Annotated in this window: 12 protein-coding genes and 1 pseudogene; 6 read left to right on the top strand and 7 right to left on the bottom strand. The window is 61.4% G+C overall.

The window, feature by feature from the left end; genetic code table 11:
- Positions 1 to 128: 128 nt before the first annotated feature.
- Positions 129 to 3,038 (bottom strand): SIR2 family protein, encoded by a 2,910-nt coding sequence (locus tag AC1DFR_RS17110; RefSeq protein ID WP_476873986.1) that lies wholly within the window; start codon positions 3,036 to 3,038, stop codon positions 129 to 131.
- A 180-nt stretch (positions 3,039 to 3,218) separates the two neighbouring features.
- Between AC1DFR_RS17110 and AC1DFR_RS17115 the strand changes: the two are divergent.
- From AC1DFR_RS17115 to AC1DFR_RS17140, 6 genes and pseudogenes are all read left to right on the top strand, one after another.
- Positions 3,219 to 3,817, top strand: a pseudogene (locus tag AC1DFR_RS17115) (LLM class flavin-dependent oxidoreductase); the annotation flags it as partial.
- Positions 3,818 to 4,015: 198 nt separating this feature from the next.
- The gene (locus AC1DFR_RS17120) at positions 4,016 to 4,582 is read left to right on the top strand and encodes a recombinase family protein (protein WP_476856234.1); all 567 of its coding nucleotides are present in this window, start codon (positions 4,016 to 4,018) and stop codon (positions 4,580 to 4,582) included.
- A 587-nt stretch (positions 4,583 to 5,169) separates the two neighbouring features.
- Entirely contained in the window at positions 5,170 to 6,375 is a 1,206-nt protein-coding gene (locus tag AC1DFR_RS17125; RefSeq protein ID WP_476850995.1) for an ROK family protein, read from the top strand.
- 83 nt (positions 6,376 to 6,458) lie between these two features.
- The gene (locus tag AC1DFR_RS17130; RefSeq protein ID WP_476850994.1) at positions 6,459 to 8,327 is read left to right on the top strand and encodes a glycoside hydrolase family 3 protein; all 1,869 of its coding nucleotides are present in this window, start codon (positions 6,459 to 6,461) and stop codon (positions 8,325 to 8,327) included.
- 447 nt (positions 8,328 to 8,774) lie between these two features.
- Positions 8,775 to 8,918 carry a hypothetical protein gene (locus AC1DFR_RS17135; protein WP_476850993.1) on the top strand — a complete coding sequence of 48 codons (144 nt, stop codon included), beginning with the start codon at positions 8,775 to 8,777 and terminating at the stop codon, positions 8,916 to 8,918.
- Between the two features lie 950 nt (positions 8,919 to 9,868).
- Positions 9,869 to 11,419, top strand: a complete 1,551-nt coding sequence (locus tag AC1DFR_RS17140) for an MFS transporter (RefSeq protein WP_476850992.1) — start codon at positions 9,869 to 9,871, stop codon at positions 11,417 to 11,419.
- Positions 11,420 to 11,665: 246 nt separating this feature from the next.
- Here the strand turns inward: AC1DFR_RS17140 and AC1DFR_RS17145 are convergent, their stop codons facing one another.
- The 6 genes from AC1DFR_RS17145 to AC1DFR_RS17170 all read right to left on the bottom strand — a co-directional run bounded on the left by AC1DFR_RS17145 (position 11,666) and on the right by AC1DFR_RS17170 (position 22,199).
- Positions 11,666 to 12,928: an ROK family protein gene (locus AC1DFR_RS17145; RefSeq protein WP_476850991.1), complete on the bottom strand. Its 1,263-nt coding sequence runs from the start codon at positions 12,926 to 12,928 to the stop codon at positions 11,666 to 11,668.
- Positions 12,929 to 13,367: 439 nt separating this feature from the next.
- Positions 13,368 to 14,897 carry a family 43 glycosylhydrolase gene (locus tag AC1DFR_RS17150; protein ID WP_476850990.1) on the bottom strand — a complete coding sequence of 510 codons (1,530 nt, stop codon included), beginning with the start codon at positions 14,895 to 14,897 and terminating at the stop codon, positions 13,368 to 13,370.
- Between the two features lie 346 nt (positions 14,898 to 15,243).
- Positions 15,244 to 16,668: a carboxylesterase/lipase family protein gene (locus AC1DFR_RS17155; protein WP_476851105.1), complete on the bottom strand. Its 1,425-nt coding sequence runs from the start codon at positions 16,666 to 16,668 to the stop codon at positions 15,244 to 15,246.
- Positions 16,669 to 16,695: 27 nt separating this feature from the next.
- Positions 16,696 to 17,691 carry a sugar phosphate isomerase/epimerase family protein gene (locus AC1DFR_RS17160; protein WP_476850989.1) on the bottom strand — a complete coding sequence of 332 codons (996 nt, stop codon included), beginning with the start codon at positions 17,689 to 17,691 and terminating at the stop codon, positions 16,696 to 16,698.
- Between the two features lies 1 nt (position 17,692).
- The gene (locus AC1DFR_RS17165) at positions 17,693 to 18,880 is read right to left on the bottom strand and encodes a Gfo/Idh/MocA family protein (protein ID WP_476856390.1); all 1,188 of its coding nucleotides are present in this window, start codon (positions 18,878 to 18,880) and stop codon (positions 17,693 to 17,695) included.
- 61 nt (positions 18,881 to 18,941) lie between these two features.
- Positions 18,942 to 22,199 (bottom strand): glycosyl hydrolase, encoded by a 3,258-nt coding sequence (locus AC1DFR_RS17170; RefSeq protein ID WP_476850987.1) that lies wholly within the window; start codon positions 22,197 to 22,199, stop codon positions 18,942 to 18,944.

The following is a 22,199-nucleotide window of genomic DNA, read 5'->3' on the forward strand; positions in this document are numbered from 1 at the left end:
CCTGGATCGAGCGCAGCTACCACCGAAAACGCCGTCAACGTGCCCTAGGACGGCTGACACCCATCGAGTTTGAGACAATAAAAAACGCGGCCTCAGCCGCGTAAGAAAATATCAACCACAGCTGTCAACTAAACCTTCAGCAGTCCCGACAGCTCGGAGATGTAATGCAGTAGAGCAGCTTCATCCTCCCTGTTGATCGAGGCTGAGAAGTACAAGTATGTGCAGAAACTCCTGAAAAATGTCGCGATGATTTCAAGCCTGTTATGCTCGGCAGTCACTCCGCTGAGTTTGCTCGCCCAGCCCGACTCTTGTATGTCGGTTAGCATGAATGCGGCCGCAATGGCGCTTTCTGCTTCCTCAATGAAATGTCGGTCATCTATCGCCTTGTCAAGAGCCTTGAGAAGCTTCCGCGACGAAAGTGAAGCTGAAATTCCAGACATGGTCATTAGGGACGGGAAAATATCGACTGTGCGATCGATGAATTCCTCTCGCTTGGCATCCGGGATCCCCACTGCCTGGGCCGTGATCTCGGCGACGTGTTTGAAGGCTTCCTTCAGAATTGGATCTGACGTGACGAGCCCAAGGTATCGTCCCCAGCCAGCCAGTACTTTCCGCAGCAACTGCGCTTTCAATTCGGGATCGGGCACTTGATCGCAGTCTCGCAGGGCAGTTGAAACGACATCGAGCACGATTGAGTACCTAAACGCCGCCGGCAAATCCTCAGGGATGGACAGCGGGAAAGCCTCAGGCTCTTCGTACGGGAGCAAGCCGTCCTCTGGATGATGGTCAGGTTCAACAAGCTTCTGAGAACCATCTGGCTGGCTACTTCCAGTGAACTCGATATCTATTGTGAGGTCAGACGGCGCGTCCACGACTTCAACTTGTCGAAGAGTCACTCGATCAGCCGCAAGATGTTGCGATTCGTTGAGATACTTTTCCAGACGGGCGAGCAGCTCTGCGTCCTGGCGTTTTAGGGAAGCGTAGTGACGAATGATAGGGGCGAAGAGTGTGGGATCGCCCAGTATCACTTCTCGGAACGAAGTATTCTCGGCTGCAGCCTTTGCCGCGAAAAGATAGAGGTAGCTGTGGTGGCTAAATCGAACGAGATTTCTGCTGCTTCGCACGACTCGTTGTGCTCGAAAATACTCGAGCAATTCGACGGCGGACTCTGAGATATCCCGTTTCTCGAAATAGGTTTCGATGCGGGCGATCACGGCTGACCCGGGAAGCGAACCAACGCGCTCCTCCACGAATAGCATTGCCAGGTCCGCCAACACGGCTTCTCGCAGACCAGCATCAACTGACCACCGGGCATCCTCGTCGACGTTGCCCCGCCCCAAAAGCTGGCTCAGATATTGGTCAAGCAGCGACGTATGCGAACTGTTCGCTGAAATGGAGTTTCCTGCGAGGAGGATCGATGCCAGCAATGCCACAATGAACGGCGTTCGAGGAAGGTTCTGCTGGGACAGAACGGACAGCACTCGCTGGGCAACTGATTCGGGCCGGCTTGCAGACGCTAGGCTGACAAGCTTGATGACGTCTTGCCGGCCAAAGCGTCCTATATAGCGCACCTCAGGGGCAAGGCCGGCAGCGACAAGTCTTTCGACGAGCTCCGCTTCGTTCTCAAGGCGGCAGCCGACGAAAACCTGACGGGGGTTGATCTTGATCAAATCTTGGATCATCTGCTCGCATAAGCGCCCAGCGTAAGGGGTCACGTTGTCGATTCCCACTACGACGTCAGCAGTGATCTCTGCGCCAGACGGTAGGAGATTCAAGGCCCGGGCCTCCGCCCGCAGTTGAACGACCAGAGGTTGGCCACCCTTGGTGAACTTGTTGAAATCCACAAGAACGGGTGGCGTGCCGGAACTGCTCGCGGCTTGGTCGAGTAACCACTGTAGGGCCGTTGTGAGTCCTGTGTTCTCTTCCCCGACAATGACAGTCACTCCGTTGAGCCGACTTATTTCGTAGGGATCTGACCTTTTGATCTTTTTGGTGTCAGCGATGTGTTCAGCGGCTTGAATGCGATCGCTGGAAACAGGGAAGAGCACAGGAGGGACGAGTAAGTCCTCAACCCGTCTGGAATCACGATCCGTGGCATTTTCACACATGATCGACTGCATCCTGACCTGATCGGCAAGAGCCTCGATTGCAAGTTGGGTCGGGTCGAGCACCTGCCCGGAAGGTGAGATGACGGCTTGATTGTCCGAGTTCGGGACCAAAGACTGGAGAAATGCCGGCAGATCTGAAAAGTCGCTGCCGTAGGCGACAGGATGGATGTGGTCTGACCTGTGCCCCACCATTAGCGCATCGACTTCGGAGGCTCGGCAGAGTCGATAGTGTCGATGCCCTGACGTACCAAAGGAGCTCCGGTGCCAGTCAATGAGACGGGAGAAGTTGGGGTCTGTTAAGCCAGCCCCCACTCCAACGTAGACAATGGATTTGAGTACGGAGGCGGCCTTCTGCAGTTCCTGGGCGCTACCGCTGTTCAGCAGGCGAGTGTAATCACCCTGACTGAGAACGACTGACGCCGGTTCTTCCCAGAAGCCGTGAAGATGTCCGACCTTGGTCGAGTTGTTGACTAGGATCTTCTGCATTTCCGAGCTGCTTTGCCATGTTGTCGACTGCCGTCCAGTGGCCTGCTCGATCAGAGAATCGTAGTTGGTGGTGAGAATTGGGCACCCGACCTTGTCCAGAGCCTCCGCCCATGAAGAATCCGTTGGAGTCAGGGCACCGATAGTGCCCTGAAGCCAATTGCTGACTGCTGTTTCCCCAGATTCGGAAACCTTGGTCTGAACCATCCCCGCCACCGAGATCAAGGCGTCCGTATCATTATTGTTGACGGCGTATTTCAGCGTCTGCTGGATCATGTCGTGCCAACCTTGCTGAGCCATGCTCCGCGCTGCAATATGCTTCAGGGTGCTCTCGATGAAGCCCACCCAGCTCGCGCAGTCGGCGTTATCTGTGCTCGATATGGACAACCCTGTTCCAACGACGAAGATGACCCGGCCTCTCGCGATGGCATCGCGCAATTCTTGCATTGGACTCCCCCTGGGATGTTGGACAGATCGAGACGATTCCTAGTCGGCCAGCCTATTCTGTCAGGTTCGGTAAGTCCGTATTGGTCTTGCTCCGCAGCGGTCTCGGGTTCGGCCCATTCCAGCGTTGCGACGATGTGTCCTTCGTTGGGAAGTGCTTCTTGTTCGGCGGGGAAGTTTGTCGTAGGCGTGGGAGAACCGATGCACTACGACACGGTGAAGCACGAGCTGTACCCGGATTCCTCGGAGCTGGAGGACTTCAGCTACGCCTGCGCAGATCGGCTTGCGCGTCTGATCGCCGGGGAACGGTACGGGACTTTTCCGGCCGGTATCGTGTGGTCGAGGAATTCTCCAACCGCGTCGAGCCGCGCTCCCCCGGTCTTCGGGGCCGCCTTTGGTACGGGGCGGCCAGCAGGAAGTCGGCGACTGTGCCTTCCGTGAGGCCGCCGCAACGTCATCACAAGCGCATGGATCGGCCCGTGTTTCGCAGGGCTTGGTGGTGATCCCAACCGATTCGGCGTCACCGGGTCAGCGGAAGAAGTACCAGCGGTACGTCGATGAGCGCACTCCCCGCACCCGGGCCCCGCAGGGGCCAAACGGCATGCTGTTCGCCCCGGATCTCATCGGCAGCAGCGGTGAAATCGCCGAGCAGCGACGCACACTCAGGATTCCAGGAAGTCGACGAGGTGGCCTTCGCGCTGCCCTTCAGCTTTGACCAAGAAGACATCCAGATCCTTACCGACATCGCCGACAGATTGGGTCCCGTCCTGGGATGGAATCCGGCCTACAGCCTTTGTGGGCGGGGTCAGAGACGCATTCTTCTCTGCCCCGGCACCGGAAGTGCCGGAGAATCTAGTCCACTGGTCAAGAGTTCCGTCCAGTTGGAGCACACCCCAAACTGACGTCGGGCTTGTTTGTCTTGACTTCCTTCCGGAACGGGCCTAGAACTCAACCTGACAGGATGAGGGTCGGAGGCGCCGGTGACGGGACAGCGGATCGGGTACGTGCGGGTGAGCACGCTGGACCAGAACGAGAAACGCCAGCTCGAAGGCCAGGTTCTGGACCGGGTTTTCACGGACAAGGCCTCCGGCAGGGACACAGTCCGGCCACAACTCACGGAACTGTTGCGGTTCGCCCGCGATGGGGACATCGTGGTTGTGCACAGCATGGACCGTCTCGCCCGGAACCTCGATGACTTACGTGCCCTGGTCCAGGGCCTGACCCGCAAAGGGGTGCGGGTGGAGTTCGTCAAAGAGAGCCTGGTCTTCACCGGGGAGGACTCCCCCATGGCGAACCTCATGCTTTCCGTGATGGGGGCCTTCGCTGAATTCGAACGCTCACTCATCAGGGAACGCCAACGGGAAGGCATCGCCCTGGCCCAGCAGCGCGGCGCCTACAAAGGGCGGAAAAAGACCCTCACACCGGAACGGGCAGCCGAGCTGGTCCAGCGCGCCGGCAGCGGTGTCCCCAAGTCCGTCCTCGCGCGCGACTACGGCATCAGCCGGGAGACCGTCTACCAGTACCTGCGCCAAGCCAGACCTTCATGAAGCTCTCCCCCGCCGACACATCGTTCCGCCATTGCGGCAACCTCGCCAGGTTGACGGAATCTTCATTATCGGCTCTTAAACCACGGGAGTAGATGTAGCTGCGAGACCCCCGTTCCTTGACGAAATCGGGCGTTTCCTCAGGTGAGGCAGCTGTTGCGGCGATGACGACGGAACCATCCGGCGTGCGTGCAGACGCAGGTCGGTCACTCGTACTCTTCGACCATCGGCCTCCACGCATCGGTATCGTCGGACTTCAAGCAGAAACAGTGCGGCAGATGATCACATGCCGCGTCGCCACCCTAGAAGACCCAGATGCCTGAACACCGCCGGATCGGCTACCGCTGGAACCTGCGTGCCCTCATGGCAACACTCCCTAGGGCCTGTTTTCCATGATGACACTTTTGTTCTCAACGCGCATTAGTATTCCTGATACGCATATCTCTCTCCACTGATGCCTGACATACGCTTGTGCTGCCTACGCGCACCTCCCCCAAAAGACTTCCAAGAGCAGAGGATCCATGCAGAACCCTTTGAGTCAGGACACGGCCGTACTGTGGCCTGCCGATCCGGACGTTTCCCACAGTGCCATGCTGCTGGACCTGATCCGGCGCGGTGCGTCCAAAACGCGTCCGCAGCTGGTGGCAGACAGCGGACTGGGCCGGAAGGCCGTTACGCAGCGCGTGGCGCAACTGCTGGAGGTTGGCCTTCTTGAAGAAACGGGACTGGCTCCGTCGGGTGGGGGCCGACAGCCCCAAACGCTTTCGGTAAACCCGAGGGCTGGTACCGTACTGGCCGCATTAATCGGTTCGACCGAACTGACCGTGGCCTCCGTTGATGCGGCAGGGGCGATAACGGGTACCGAGCAGGAGGCGTGGCGACTCGAAAAAGGACCTGAGCAAACCATGCAGCGCCTCGCGTCCCTGATGCGCCGTCGAATTCGCTCTTCTTCACATCGGCCATGGGCGGTGGCCATTGGAGTGCCCGGACCGGTGGAATTCAGCACCGGGCGGATCATAGCTCCGTCAGTAATGCCGGGGTGGGACGGGTTCAATCCCCGAATGTGGCTGCGAAGCATTATCGACGCACCCGTGTGGGTCGATAACCACGTGCACCTCATGGCATTGGCCGAGTGGAACGCAGGCGGTGGTTCCCGGCGGGACATGCTCTTCGTGGAGGTTGGAGTGGATGTAGGAGCGGGTGTCATTTCAGGCGGGCGCGTGCTCCGCGGTGACCGTGGAGGGGCGGGCGCAATCGGGCACATCCGAGTAACGGAGGACCCCGGCGCGCAGTGCCGGTGCGGCCTTACCGGATGCCTGGAAGCCGTTGCCGGAGGATGGGCCGTCCTAGCACGCGTCGCCGCGGCAGATTCGGTGGCGCCGCCGGGCTCATCTAAAAACCCGATAACTCCAACGCTGGAGGAACTTGGCCTGCGGGCGCGCGCCGGTGACGAAACAGTCCTGAAGGTCCTTCGCGATGCCTCCAACTCGCTGGGAGGCGTCATCGCCGACCTGGTCAACTTCGTGAACCCCGGCGAAGTCGTCCTCGGAGGGGGCATTCTTCGCACAGGAGGGCAGATTCTTGAGGAGTTCACCGCCATGATCAAACGGCGCGGGACTCCGCTGTCCACCGAACAGCTCACGGTGCGTGCCTCTGCCCTGCCATACGACTACGGGCTCTCAGGTGCAGGCAGGCTTGCCCTCGATGGCGTGCTGCAACCCGAAGCCTTGGCGCGGTGGCTTCCGGCTGGAAGCCCGGGGGCCCGTGCCGCCGAGTTGCAAGCTCTTCTAGCTTAGGCATTTGTGCTTCGCGCACATAAGTCCTGCTAAGCTGATGTGGAGATCGCAGATAGGCGATTCATGATCTGACAGGACTTCCTATGCGCACCCCCAACCTCCTTTCCCCCGACGGAACGCCGTACCGCGACCTGAACGGCAACGGGGTAATGGATCCCTATGAGGATCCGCGGCTTCCGGTTGAAAAGCGCGTCTCTGACCTGCTGGGGCGATTGAGCCTTGACGAGAAGATTGGGCTGCTGTTCCACACGGTGATTCATGTCGGGGAGCCAGGGGATCACGACGACCCAGGGCATGTGGGAACAGGCTCTGCCCGTGATTTGGTCCACGGCAAGTTCATGAATCACTTCAATGTGACCCACCTGAGGTCGGCACGCGACACTGCGCGCTGGCACAACGCGCTGCAGGAACTGGCCGAGCAAACCCCGCACGGAATCCCGGTGACCATTTCCAGTGATCCGCGCCACGGGTTCTCCCAAACGGAGGGAATGGCACAAGCGGCCGGAGACCTGTCACAATGGCCCGAAACCCTCGGCCTTGCCGCCATCGGCGACCCGGGCCTGTTCGAACACCTTGGAGAAATCGTCCGGCGCGAGTACCGCGCAATCGGTATATCCACCGCAATCCATCCCCAGATCGATCTGGCAACCGACCCCCGGTGGTCACGTCAGCTGCAGACGTTCGGGCAGGACCCGCAACAGGTCAGCGCATTCGTTCAAGCCTTCCTGCGCGGATTGCAGGGAGAGAAACTGGGCCCGCACAGCGTTGCCGCCATCGCCAAACATTTCCCCGGCGGAGGTCCCCAAAAAGACGGCGAGGACCCGCACTTCCCCTACGGCCGCGAGCAGGTCTACCCGGGCGGCAGATTCGACGACCACCTCCAACCCTTTGTCGCAGCAATTGAGTCAGGCGTATGCTCCATCATGCCCTACTACGGGATGCCCATAGCCCTTACATGGGAGGGCATCCCGGTCGAAGAAGTGGCCTTCGGCTTCAATCGCACCATGATCACCACACTCCTACGCGAACGACTGAAATTCGACGGAGTCGTGGTCACAGACTGGGCGATCCTCACCGATATCGAAGTCGGCGGACTGCCCTGGCCAGCAAAGGCGTGGGGCGTCGAACACCTCGACCGCGCAGAGCGCGCCGAGCTCGCCCTCCATGCCGGAGTCGACCAGTTCGGCGGGGAAACTGCCGTGGAGGTGCTCCAGTCACTCGTTAAAGCGGGACGACTGACCGAAGCGCGCATCGACGAATCGGCCCGTCGCATCCTGGACGTCAAATTCCAGCTAGGGCTCTTTGATGACCCCTATGTCGACGAAGAGAACGTGGCGCTGGCCGTCGGCGCTGCAGATGCCATCGCCGCCGGGCATCAAGCGCAGGCCCGATCGGTCACAGTACTTGCCAATGACGCTTCCCTGCCCCTGCTCCCAGGCACGAGAACGTTCCTTGACGGTGTCGGCGTGACCGCCGCAGCTGACGCCGGACTTGTCGCGGTAAGCGCACCGGAAGAAGCCGACGTTGCCCTCGTAAGGGTCAACACGCCATACGAGCCACGTTCAACTTACTTCCTCGAAGCCGGCGCCCATCAAGGCAGCCTCGACTTCCCGGCCGAAACGGTCACCCGCATCGCAGAACTAGCCGCAAAAGTACCCGTCATCCTCATCGTTCATTTGGAACGTGCCGCGATTCTTACACCGCTCGTAGACCACTGCGCAGCGATCGTCGGTGAATACGGTGCCTCCGATAAAGCAGTTCTGGATGCTCTGACCGGCCGCATCGAACCGGTGGGACGACTTCCGTTCGAGCTGCCCAGCTCAATGGAAGAAGTAAGAGCGAGCCATCCCGACGTAGGATCCGACACTGCAAACCCCCTGTTTCCCGTCGGCGCCGGGCTTTCGCTGAAACCTCAACCGACCACCGTTCAATCCAGTGAGTCCATGGCTTAGAACTTCCGGAGCACGCCCGGCTGGTGGATCACACCCCAGATTGACGCCCCTCGGCCGGCCGTGGAACTCCTTGCAGGACCAGCGCTAGCAATCAACGCTATGTGCGGTCGGGTGGAAGCTTCCGCTGTACCAGACGAGAACTGTAAGCAGGCCGTGGGATCTGGCAGAAACCACGTAAACGGCAATTCCGTGCGTACTCGCCGGTCAACCTATTGAAGGAGGACTTGTGTCCTGCAATTTGTATGAAGCGGAAGCCAGCGCTTCCTTCCCGCTAACGGGCGGCGGCCTGTTCCCACGCGCGGAGCTTCCTCTTTCCCTTGAAGTCATCGCTTTGGAGGAGCCCCAGAGCGGAGACGAGTGCCTAACCGTGCCATCAGCAGACTCATACCCCCTAAGTCGGGACGAGTAGGTACCCGATGCCCCGCCCGAGCGCGACACCCGCCAGTAGTGACCCGTGAGGGTAAGAACCTGCGCGGACGGTTTCTGGAAGTCGTTCTCGGAACCATCGGCAAGAGCGTCCTCGTGAAGGCGTTCCACCACACCGTGAAGGAGATCGAGGCCCGCGCTAAGTCCCACAAGGAGGCCGCGTAAGCGGCGGCCCGAACCATCCGCTTCGACATGGATGAAACGCCGACACAACCAGACAGAGCACCCCCTTTACACCTGCCTGATACCGCTGCCACCCTCATCACTCCCCGGCCCGAAGCCTGGCGCCTACCCGGGCTTCAGCGGGAAAACGAGAGGCCTGAACTCCTTCTCGATGGGCGCCTCATCCCGTCTTATGACCTCAGTATTCAATTCCTAAGAGTCACCTACGAACCCGGGACCGAGTCCTGCCCAACCAACATGACGCATAACGCCCGAATGCTTGCGCGGACAGCGCATAGGACTCGAAGGGGTACCGTCAGCGGCACACTTCGGCTGTCGCAGCTGGACATCAGGACAGAGATGGAACAGGCCGGGCGCGACATCGCAGAAGGGAACACGGTCAGCGGCGATGACTGCCGCCGAGGTGACCGAGGAATCATCCAACGACCAAGAGCCATGGAAAGTCGACGTCACCACCCCTGCAGTACCTCCGCCAGGTCACACAGGCCTGAACCTCTCCCCCGCCAGGCAGGCCGCTCACGCTGCAGCTGAAACCCGCCAGCTTTACGAAATCGCTGCGATAGCAGCGATTATGACAAGCGGAGGATCCTATTGCAGAATCTGCAGATTAGATCCGTTGATACGCATCCCCCGGTTTCGGCTGCCTGGACGCTGAAGTCCGCGCCGTTACGGGGATCCGGGCCTGTTCGGCGCCGCGCCGGGCAACAGCACGGCCCGTGGAATGGTCGACGGGTCTGAGGTACCCCCTAGGCGGATAATTCCGCGGATTTCCGGGCCCGCTGACTTGCCCGCCAGCGTTCTCTTCGCATAGTATTCCTGACATTCGTCTTGGCCGACCCTCTGTCGGCGCGGTTGTGCCGCCTCCCGTGGTTCGGTGGCACGATCCGGGCTGGAAACCCAAGGACCTTTCTGAACTCTCGAAAGGACCCGTCATGTCCGCTTCCACTCCATCACCTGGCCGTTCGCTCGCGCTGGGCCCCGGCACACCGCCCCTCTCTTCCACCCGCCTACGGCTGCTGATCGCGGCGCTGCTAGCTGTATCATTCCTCGGTGCACTCGACCACACCATCGTTTCGACATCGCTTGCTACTGTCGCCGGTGAACTAGGAGCCCTTGAGCGAATGAGCTGGGTCGTCGTGGGCTACACGCTCGCCAGCACGGTGCTTGTGCCCATCCTCGGCGGGCTGGGTGACCGAACCGGACCGCGACGAGTGTTCCTCATTGCCCTTGCCGCCTTTGTCGTATCTTCATTTGCGTGCGGCCTCGCACACGACATGATGCAACTCGTAAGTGCGCGAGTCCTCCAAGGGATGAGCGCTGCTGGCCTGCAACTCATGTCTCAAACGATTGTTGCGGAAGTCACGACCGCACGACAACGCCCGCGATATCTTTCTCTCATTGGCTCCGCGTTCCCCGTCGCAATCCTCATCGGGCCGCTTCTGGGGGGCCTGATCACGGACCACTGGGGCTGGCAGTGGGTGTTCTGGATTAACGTCCCCGCGGGGCTCGCCGCACTCCTCCTGGCAGTGATCGCCGTCCCCCACATTCAACCGGTCGGGGGGCGGCCATTCGATCTGATCGGCGCTCTACTGCTCACGGTCGTCCTAGTGTCGGTCGTTGTCGCCGTAGCATGGTTCAGCACAGCAGAGCTATCAGCTTGGATCGCCATCGGAGTGGGCGCCGTTGCGCTGGGCGGGCTCGTCGTCGTAGAGCGTGGCCAGGGAACGCCCATCATCCCTGTGCACATGTTTCACGATCGCACCTTCGCTGCAGGGGTAGGCCTGTCGGCGGTCATGGGGGCGGGCCTCATCTCCGCCACAGCCTACCTACCCACCTATTTTCAAATGGCGTACGGCGTAAGCGCGACGCTCTCAGGTCTGGTACCCATCGCCACCGTTTTTGGAATGCTGGTGAGTAACCTCCTGACAGGGTGGATCGTGTCCCGGACAGGTCGGTACCGCGCCTTTCCCATCGTTGGCACAGCCATGGGAGCGCTGGGACTTGGGACAATGTCCGTTCTCCCGGAGGGCGCACCGCTGTGGTTGCCAGCGGCAATCATGGCTTTTGTTGGACTTGGCACCGGGGCATTCATGAGCTTGGCGGTCGCAATTGTGCAAAGCGCTGCGCCTCGCAGTGAACTCGGTGCTTCGACCGCAATCGCGGGCCTTAGCGGCCAGATCGGCTCGACCATCGGGTCAGCCGTCGTCGGCGGCGTCGTCGGATTTGGCGTCGCGGCGCTCCTTCCAGACGGACTTGACGCCCGTACCCTTACACCAGCATCAGTTCACGCTGCCGATTTTGCCGTGCAGTCCGCGATCGCGACCATATATCACAACGTTTTCTCGCCGGTCTTCCTCGCGTTGGCGGGAGTTTATGTCCTAGGGTTGGTTGCAGCGTTGATGCTGCCCAATGGAAGCCTTTCCGACGAACCTGTGGCCACTGGCATCGAACCTGCCGATGTGGCAATGCAAGCAAAGGTCTGAAATGCCTGGCGGATTGCCCGTGTTTTCGCACGGCGTTCCTTCGGTGGACGCTATTGATGATTCTCATGCCACCACCTAATTTGCGCACGGCTGCAACCTTTCGGTCTAATCTGCTAACTACGCAGCCAGCGCTTCACTGCGCTAAAGCCGTAAAATTCTCGCCCTCAGAGTTGATACGGCGCATGCCAGGAAAGTCTGCTGCACAGCCCGTGATTGAAGACAAGAGATGCGCTGATCGATGCAGGACTAAGCTGTGGCTTTTACTCCTTCTGGGGACGGCCGGCCGTGGGCGAACCAGCGTGGGAAGGTTACGTCGAAGAGTTGCTCGCGGGCCAGTTCGACTCCGCCCCGTAAAGGTTCTCGTTCGTCATTGGCGGACTGGAGGACGATGAGGTCGCGCGTGGCCAGCGGAAGAGATAGTTCGTAGATTCTCTGCCGGACTTCAGAAAGGAAGACTTCCCCAGCAGAGGCCATCACGCCGCCTATGACGATGACTCCGGGGTTGAACATATTCACCAGGGTCGATATGGCTTCTCCTGCCACCTGTGCCGATTTCCGGATGAGGGCGATTGCCAGCGGGTCCCCTTCTGCCGCGGCCAAGGTAATGTCCTCAGGTATCAAGGGCGCTTTTCCGGCCCTGCTGGCCAGTGGGCCTTGTGCTCCATGCCCGATCGCCGACTCTGCGTCGCGCACCAACGCCCATCCGCCGGCAACCGCTTCCAGGCAGCCGATCTTCCCGCAGCGGCATTGGGCATCAGAGCCTGCGACTCTGACATGCCCGATGTCGCCGGCAGCACCGTTTGCCCCGCGATGCATTCGTCCCTCGGACAACAGTCCGGCGCCCATACCCAACCCGATTTTGCAGTAGATCAAGTCCGTAGGCACCTCCCGGCGGCGGGCGCCTTCACCCAGCGCCAGGAGATTCACGTCATTGTCCACCCAAACGGGTGCATCGTATCGCTCCTCGAAGGGTGTGCGGACGTCGAAATCGTTCCATCCTGGCATGATGGCCGGTGCCACAGGCCGTCCGGTGGAGAAGTCCACGGGTCCGGGAAGCCCCACCACAACGCTCCACACGGGTTGTTTGTTCCCCTTCTCCAGCAGGTCGTCCACCATCGACATCACGATGTCAATGGTTTCCCCTGGCCCACGGGAAATGTCCCAGTTACGGTGCATGTGCTCCAGGATGTCGCCGTCCAGCCCGGCAATGCCCACCCTGACGTGCAGGGCTCCCAGAGCACAAACGACAATAAGTCCCTGTTCAGCGCGAAATCGGAGCTTCCGAGGTTGGCGGCCACCGGAAGAGGCTCCGAATTCACCGTCGGCCAAGAGGCCCATCTTGATTGCCTGATCCACACGCTGGGAAACCACGCCGCGGCCAAGGCCAGTCACTTTGCCGATTTCCGGACGGGTGGTCGCCTCACCAGTGCGGACCATGTTGACGATCCGCAGCAGGCTCGTCACTTCATCCGTTTGGGCTCCGAAGCGGAGCGTGGACTCTGTCGTCATGCTTGAACACTCTTCCACAGCAGCGAGGACCAAGTAGGGGAACCTGTGATGTCGGGACCCACCCCATTCATGAATGGTCGAAAAAATAATGCCATAGTGAACAAATGCCTTCCGCCGGATTTGCAAACACAAAAAATGGATCAAAGCAGTGAGTGAGGCGAGCAAGGAGATCTTCGGGTGGGACTAGGAAAAGCCCCAAAAGCTTCCGTGGGTGCCGAAGCAATCACGGCGTGTTGCCGTGCAGAGATCCCTACCCGCTGCCGAGGAAGCCTAAAAGGGAACGATGGATAGGCTCTACGACGTAGCTACCGGCGCCGGGCGACACCGCGTTTGGATTGGAGCGCAATATCGTTGCTACGGACGTGCGCCGCACTTATTGTCCTGACCGCCGCCTGGTTCGGTCGACCTGCCAGCGCTACTCGCCCTAATATAGCTCAGCCTAAAAGGCACGGTAGGTGAAGTTCCTGAACCTCACCGCTCCCGCGCCGGTTGCGAACAGCGCTGGGCGCAGGCTGAGGAGCTCGTCGGCGGTGTTGGTGTTGTAGCCGGCAACGTTGAAACGCAGCCCATGTCTGGTCCACTCGGTCCCGTCGGTGCTGTAGTACTGGGTGACGATGTGATTGTCGTTGACTATGCGCAGGTGCACCGTTTGAGAAGCCGGCGCTGGTTCCCGCCAGTACGGGATAGCCCTTCCGGCCCGGAAGCTGGTCATGTGGGTACCGTCGTGGCCCATTCCGCAGAAGAGGCGGTCGCTGTAGTACAGCAACAGCCCGCCTTGGGCGCCGTCCCGAAGTTCCATCTCCACGCTGATCTCGTAGCTCCGGTCGCCCACGATGCAGGTCAGCGGTGAGCTGTCCGATGGGCTCGCTCCCCGCGCTTGCAGAACCAGCCCCTCATCAAAGGACACACGGAGATACTCGTCCTTGGCCGGGGCGTGGAACGACCACTGGACACCAAAACGCTCTGTGGAAAAATCGTCGGACAACGGCGAGCCGTGGGTCCGATCGGTTGCCAGGGCTGCGGGGGGGAGGGGCGCGGGCAGAGCGGTCGAGAGGTCTCCTCCGGCTGCTCGGGGCCACCCGTCGTCCTCCCACTCAATGGGTTCCAGCAGCGTCTGCCGGCCCAGCGTCGCAAACCCGTTTTCGTAGCCATGATAAATGCTCCACCATTGACCGTTCGGACCCTCGAACAAGGTGGCATGGCCCTTGCTCCACCATGGCTCATCCGCGTCCCAGGTCCTGATGATGGGGTTGCGGGGGCAATCCTCCCACGGCCCGTTCACGGAGCGGGAGCGGGCGACTGTGACCATGTGCCCGGTGGGTGGACCCGAGGTGCCGCCCACCGCCGTCGTAAGGTAGAACCATTCCCCACGACGGGTCAACTTGGGCCCTTCCAGCGCGTAGGCCTCCGTGACCCACTCGTCGGGGTAGCGCCAGCCGTCGTAGACGTGCTCCACCGGTCCGTTTGTGGCTAGTCCGTCGGCAGTGAGCCGTACGCGGCTGACGCCGCTGAGGAACAGGTAGCGGTTGCCGTCCTCTCCGATAACGTGCCCCGGATCGATATGCCCTTCGATGCCCAAGCTGACGGGCTCGCTCCATGGTCCTGCCATGTTCTCGGCATGGATTACGTAGATCAGCACAGGGGCAGTGGGATCCGGCGATACGGCGGTGGGAATGATCGGTATGTAGATGAAGAACCTGTCACCGACCTTGCACATGTCAACCGCGAAGACGTTGCCAATCGGCGTAGGCAGGGCCGACCCAAGGGGTTGCCAGTTCAGCAGGTCCCGCGAGTGCCAGATGATGAGCCCTGGGGTGGATTCGAAGGATGAGAAGGTCACATAGTAGTCATCCCCATCGCGCAGGATTGCGGGGTCCGGGTGGTCTCCCGCGAAGACCGGATTGAGGTAGGTTCCGTCTCCGAGGTCCGCGCGGCGCTGACCTTCCAGTCCCCCTGCGCGTGCTGCCAAGACCTTCCCTCCTGGCATGTGGGCGGTTGGGTTTTCCATAGAATAATCCCTTCGTTGTTGCCGGACTTCCGGACGATTTAGAATTCCGCGGCCATGTCCGTCCAACCCATCGCGCAGGATGGGCTCCGGGCGGATGGTCTCAGATGAAAACGCGGGCTGTTGTATAAGGGTTTACGGTGGTAACGCCGGATGTTCGGTCAAAGATCGTGATTGGTCCGGTGACGGATTTTTGGAGGCCAGCCTAATGACTCCACACGGTGACCGATGTGCGGGCCCACTGTCAGGTTCTTGGTGACTAGGCGCAATCAGCCGGGCTGAAGTGGGTCTTACCGTGGCCTCTACTCGGTCAAATGAAGACGCGGGCCGTTTCATACGGGTCTTCGAGCGTGACCCCGGATTCGCGGTCAAAGATCATGACTGGGCCGGTCCCTGTGATGGGGTTCCACCCGGGGTTGCCCGTCGCACAAAACGTGGCAATGCAGGAGTGCATACATGCGGCAAGCTCCGCGGGAGGCTCGTTCCCAAGTACCTCTCGAACTCCAATGGATTCCAATCTGTTGAAGGCGAACGGCAGGTCGATGCAATGTCCGGCGAATCCTGTAGGTGCTTCCCACTGAAATTGGTATGCCCAGACCGGTGACTTGGATTGTGCCGCCATCCGCGGTATGACGTGACGAAACAGTGAGTCGTTCAAATATGCTTCTGCCAACCAGGAGACAGACGGTGCATTTGATGCTTCCAAGTACGCGTCGGTGATGGCTGGTTTGGCTCCAAGCTTGTCAAGCGCTGTCTGGGGCTTCATAAGGTTCACATCCGCGGCCACGCCTCTGATAAAGCCGGAAAATTCGTCCCGAGTAGCGCCAATCAGCGTGGGAACGTCGTTAGGGACCGATTTGTCCAGCCCCTCTTCAACGGGTCCGTACTCACGTGAATTCGCGATGAAACTTGCTACCGCCATGGCTCGCTCCACAGGGGTTCCGTCCCCGGCGGGTAGTGGACTTAGCTGGGCATCGAGCAGTGCCTCTTCAGAAACCGAAGCGAACCCGCGTTTTGACACCCCAATACCCAGCCTCTCAGCAACCCGGTCAGTTGTTTCCATTGCCGATTCCGGACTCACTGACATAGACGAGCCCGACATGATTAGCGCCTGTGAGAACAGCCCCACGGCATCATGTCTTTTCATGAGTGCCAGTACTGCTCCACCGCCTGCGGATTGACCTCCAACGGTGACGCGGCGCGGGTCTCCCCCGAATGCCGTGATGTTGCTTTGCACCCATTGCAGCGCCGCGATGCAGTCAAGCATGCCCCGGTTGAGTGGTGCATCCGGCAACCAGCCAAAACCTTCGAAACCCAGCCGGTAGGAGATAGTCACGACTATGACTCCACTGCGGTTGAAGGCTGCGCCGTCGTACCAAGGACTAGCGGGGCTGCCCGCGATGAAGCCGCCTCCGTGAATCCATACCAGGACGGGAAGTCCTGACCCCGGGCCGGCCACCTCAAAAGGACCTGGCGCGAATACATTGAGGTTGAGGATGTCTGGGCCAAGGATCGATGGTTCAGGAATTGTTGTCACCGGGCCCAGCCCGCGCCGCTGAGGTGTTGGTCCGTACTCCAATGCGTCACGTACTCCACCCCAAGCCGTCGGAGGCACAGGTGCCTCAAAGCGCAAGTCGTTCACTGGCGGCTGAGCATATGGAATATTAAGGAAAGCCGCAGAACCCGCGCGCCAACGTCCGCGGACCCTTCCTTCGGCTGTCTGAACAATGGGCATATCGGATATCACGATCTGGTTCCTGTCTTAGCTGCCGAAAGCGGCGTCAAAGCTGGTCTGGGACGCGGGGAAGTCAAACTTCTTGAGGTTGGCGAGGGCTTCGGGGGCGCCGTGGAGCCGGTCCATGCCGGCGTCTTCCCATTCGATCGAGAGGGGGCCGTCGTAGCCGATGGCTGCCAGTGCGCGGAATGAGGATTCCCAGGGCACGTCGCCGCGGCCGGCAGAGACGAAGTCCCAGCCGCGGCGCGGGTCGCCCCAGGGCAGGTGCGAGCCCAACACGGTGTTCCGGCCGGTGGGGCGCAGCTTCGTGTCCTTGCAGTCCACGTGGTAGATCCTGTCCTTGAAGTCCCAGATGAAGGAGACGGGGTCGATGCCCTGCCACATGAAGTGCGACGGGTCCCAGTTCAGGCCGAAGGCCTCCCGGTGCCCGATCGCCTCGAGGGTGCGGACGGTGGTCCAGTAGTCGTAGGCGATCTCGGAGGGGTGGACCTCGTGCGCGAAGCGGACACCGCACTGGTCGAAGACGTCCAGGATGGGGTTCCAGCGGTCGGCGAAGTCCTGGTAGCCGGCCTCGATGACCTTCTCCGGCACGGGCGGGAACATCGCGACGTACTGCCAGATCGAGGACCCGGTGAACCCGACCACGGTGTCGACGCCGAGGGCCTTGGCGAGCCGGGCGGTGTGTTTCATTTCCTCGGCCGCGCGTTGGCGGACGCCTTCGGGCTCGCCGTCGCCCCAGACCCTGGCCCCGACGATCGCCTCGTGCCGGAAGTCGATCGGGTCATCGCACACCGCCTGGCCCTTGAGGTGGTTGGAGATGGCCCAGACCTTGAGGTTGTACTTCTCCAGCACGGCCAGCTTGGACTCGACGTAGCCGGGTTCGTCCCAGCGCCAGGCGTCCAGGTGGTCGCCGGAGACGGCGATTTCCAGGCCGTCGTAGCCCCAGCCGGAGGCCAGGCGCGCGACTTCCTCGAAGGGCAGGTCGGCCCACTGGCCGGTGAACAGGGTGTACGGGCGGGACATGTCAGGCTCCTTCAACTGTGGCCAACGACCTGTGCTCAACCTGGGTAAGCGTGCTCTTGCCTTTGGCTGATTTTTCGATGGCGGTGAGGATGTGCTGTACCTGGAGGCCTTCTTCAAACGACGGAGAGGGCGCCTCGCCCGCAGTGAGGGCGGTGAGGAAGTCGCGGATCTGGTGGATGAACGTGTGTTCCCAGCCGATGACGTGGCCTTGCGGCCACCACGCGTCAATGTACGGGTGCTCGGGTTCGTTGACGAGGATCCGCCGGAAGCCCTGTTCCCGGACCGGCACCGTGGCGTCATGGAAGTTGAGTTCGTTGAGGTTTTCGAGGTCGAAGGTCAGGGCGCCGTTGGTGCCGTAGACCTCGATTCGGAGGCTGTTCTTCTGCCCGGTGGCCACACGGGATGCCTCGACCGAGGCTCTCATGTCTCCGGTGAGCCAGAACGTCGCCCAGGCGGCGTCATCGACCGTGACGTCTTCGGGCCCATTCGGGCCGGGGCGCTGTGTGACGAAGGTCTTGAGCACGCCGGAGGCCTCGAGAATCGTTTGCCCGGTGAGGAATTGGATCTGGTCGATGGCGTGGGAGGCGATATCGCCGAGAGCCCCGGATCCGGCGGTCTCCTTACGCAAGCGCCAGCTCATGGGTGCGGTTGCGTCGGCGAGCCAGTCCTGCAGGTACGCGGCACGCACATGTCGGATGGTGCCGAGCCGGCCCTCCGTGATCAGTTCCCGGGCCAGGGCCAGGGCGGGCACGCGTCGGTAGTTAAACCCGATCATGGACTGCACCCCTCGCTCCCGGGCGGCCTGCGCTGCCGCGGTCATGGCCTCTGCCTCTGCCAGCGTGTTGGCCATGGGTTTTTCGACCAGGACGTGCTTACCGGCCTCCAAAGCGGCGATGGCGATTTCGGCGTGCATCCAGCCCGGGGCGCAGATATCGACGATGTGAATGTCGTCCCGGGTTATCACCTCGCGCCAGTCCGTGGCGGACTCGGCCCAGCCGTACTTGGCGGCTGCTTCGGCGACTCCGGCCGGGTCGCGTCCGACGAGGACGCGCCGTTCGAAGGCGGGGACGTCGAAGTAGCTGGCAACGTTCCGCCAGGCGTTCGAGTGCGCCTTGCCCATGAACGCATAGCCGATCACCGCCACGCCCAGGGGGCGCTGAGAATCCTGCTGCTGGAGTAAGTCGGTCATTAGGGGTCCTTAGATGCGGCTGCCGTGGCAGCTGAGGTGCGGGACAGGTGTAGCGGCCGGTTCATCGAGCGGAGCCTTGATATCCGTTGCTGCCGGTCGATTCAAAGGCGAGAAGGACCACCGGGCCCGTCAGACCGGAGACGGCCATGGGTGCGTCAGCTTCGTACACCTCGGCCACGGGAGCGAAGATTTCGCCGCTGGGTTGTTTTGCCTCGGCGATCAGCCGATTCATCCACGCGTTGGCGACCTCGATCTCGACTGTATTGAGGCCGGGCTGGACCGCGGCGGTGACGTCGAGCCGCCATGGGTGGGTCCAGATGATCCCGCAGTCGGTTCCGTTGATCCGTACACGGGCTATGTCGCCAACGTCTTCGACGTGCAGACAAAGCGCACGCCCCTCGATGGTTTCGGGAGTGGCCTCGAAGGTCGTCGAGTACGTGCCCACGCCCGCAAAAGCCTGGCTCTCAGGCCCTAGATCGGTCCACGGGCAGACCCCATCCGGCAGTTCGGTCTCGAGCGTACCGGGGAGTGAAAGGTGCCACCGACCGTCAAGGCGGATGGCGTCCGCTGCTTCGCACAGCAGTTCATCCGCCTGTCCACCCGGAACGAGGAACACCGAGCCCAGGGCCGGCAGTTCGAGCCTGTAGCGGCCCCCACCACCGGCTGTGCCGCCGTCGTCGGTTCGCTGCAACGCTTCCCGGCGGAGCGTGACCGGGTTCCACAGGACCATCGGCTCCTTGGCCGTTGACCGGATGGTGACCGTTCGCGGCTCAGGCCGGGGGTTGGCCACAAAGTAGATTTCCTGCGACGCAATTCTGCGACCAACGCGCAGTACATCCTCCTCCTCCACTACGAAGCCGGAGTGGAACCCCAGGTGCGTCATGGCCCAGGAAAGATCCTCGGTGTCCACAACGCTCGGTGAACGCCATAGCTGCTCGCGCAGGTTTTGGAACTCGCCCGGGTCATCGGCCAATGACGGGGAACTTTCCGGGCGTCGCCCCACGATGGGAACGCCGGATTCTGCCAAAGCAACCAGACGGCGCAGCGCCCTGGCGGTCATGCGATGACTTGAGCCGCCCAGGTAAAGCACCTTGTACGTGGTGCTGCCAGCAACAAGAGCATTATCACGGGCTGTGAACTGGCACTCAAGCGCCTCAAGATCCACGTAATCGAAGTCGAAATCGGACGGCACGGAATGGTCAGGTTCTTCCCCAAAGAGCGCCGTGAGCGGTGCCTCTTCACCGATGAACACTGCCACATCAACCGCCGGCGTTCCTTGGTTCAGCAGCCATGAGCAGCGGGCAAGATAGTCGATCCACGGTCGGGCGAGTTCAGCCCAGGGTTCAGTGCGAATGAAGGTCTGGCCTATGACGGACGCGAGGCCTATGCCGGGTGGCGGAACCTGAGTGGGCTGATGCGGGGAGGTATGGATACAGAACCTCGTAACCCCAAGGGCGAGTTCCAGATCGGCTACGTGCTTGAGCCTGCGCGGCGTGTAACTCCACGGGCGGTGCAAAGCCGTCATGGATTCCGCGCCGGTGAACGATTTGCCGTAGATGTGGGCAACAGATGAGGCACCCTTCAGGTCGGCTATAAACGTTGGTTTTGGCTCGTCAGTCCCGGCGTCAAAGACCCACATCGCCCCCATGGGGACGTCGGCGTGGCTTCGCATGGAGAGATCGCCGCCGAGTTGGGGACGGTGGTCTTCAAGTGCCTCGGCGTAGTAGATCATTCCTCGCTTGTGGGCCTCTTGGCTGAGCGTCCCGTAGTACTCACTTGAAATCAGGTCCGCCAGAGTGCGCCGGTAGTCCCACAGGAACCGGTCGCTGCGCGATGAATCTCCCACTACGTAACCAGCCAGAGCTGGCAGTAAGGGCAGCAGGTCATAACCCCTGAGATCAAGGAAGCGTTCCCGAAGGCGATCGGTGAAATTCTGTGGTCCGGACTCTATGCTGTCGCTGAGCAGGGCATCCAGCCGCTCCTCCCCCAGAGCGGCGTCAAACAGGCCGAGGTATGTGTCCAGGTAACGGCGGACTTTGGCCGCGTCCATTTTGTCGACTTCGAGCCCGGTGGCGTCAGGCTGGGCGGGACCGTTGGTCTGGCCGGTCAAAGACGCCCCGAACCTCAGGATGCACCAGTTCCCTGCAGGCGCTTCCCAGTCAAGGACGCCCTGGTCATCTACAAACGCCGTGACATCGACGACGCAGGACACATCAATGTCCGTTTTCCCGGTGGCAGCCTCATCGGTGTCCAGGGCGTAGTAGTCCGGTGCCGCTGCGAAGCCGGCTTTGAGTTCGCCCTGATGTACGCGGCCGCCGGCGAAGAGTGCGAACTCGGAGACGAGAAACTCGCTCACGGGGCGCATGATCGGTGGAATGCGCACGCCCTCAGCGAGGCGGGGCATGGCTGCTTCAAGGCTCTCGCCCGTAAGCTCGAGCCGGAACCGGCGTGCCGACACCGGGGGAAAGGATACGGTCCGCACTGCAAGCGCGGCAGCCGCCGGGTTCTCCGGAACATCCACTGTGGCAACCGTACGGTATGTGACACCATCGTCGCTTGCCAGAAGGACTGCGGCGGCCGCGGGCGGCGAACCGAACCCCTTGGGCCCCGGAAGGCCGACCGTAACAGCGGCTACCGTTACCGGCTCGTCGAACACCTGCTCGATCCACGCCGAAGACCGTTGGCCCGGGTCCCTCGGTAGGGATACCGATCCCGAGAAGCCACCGTCGACGATGCATCCCCAATCTCCAACGGGGTGGGACGCTTCCACAGCGGCAGGGAAGTACGCGGAGGGAATCGCGGCGGCCGGAAGCGCCACAACGGCCCAGTCTTGGGCGAAACGGCCCGGAGAGTCAGGATCAGCACCCCAACGCGGACAGTCCTGGTAGGGGCCGGGGACATCGGGCAGGGGCGTGAGCCGCTGGTTGATCGAACGCCCTCCCTCCACCCTGGTTTCGGACCAGACGACTTTCTTCATAGCGTCGGCGGACGCGACCCATGGGCCGCCGGCGGCGCTCCAGCCGGCCGAGGTGGCCACGGCGAACTCCATCCGCAGCTCGCTGGCTCGTCCGGCAGCGAGTTTCACCGCCTCTCCCCATTCCCGCGACCCGTGGTGCACTTTTGCCGGGACGACGAGTGGAGTGCCCATGCCGCCGTCGAACATTTGCACTCCACGGACACCGACGCGGTGCAGCCAGTCAAGGTCCAGACGAATGCCCTCGGGGTCGACGTTGCCGTCCATCCAGTGCCACCAGGCACGCGGACGTGCCTCGTCCGGCGGCGAACAAAAGCTTCGCCACAGGGCATCCAGAGCCGTCAT

It is taken from the genome of Arthrobacter sp. 05T410, from assembly GCF_056396505.1.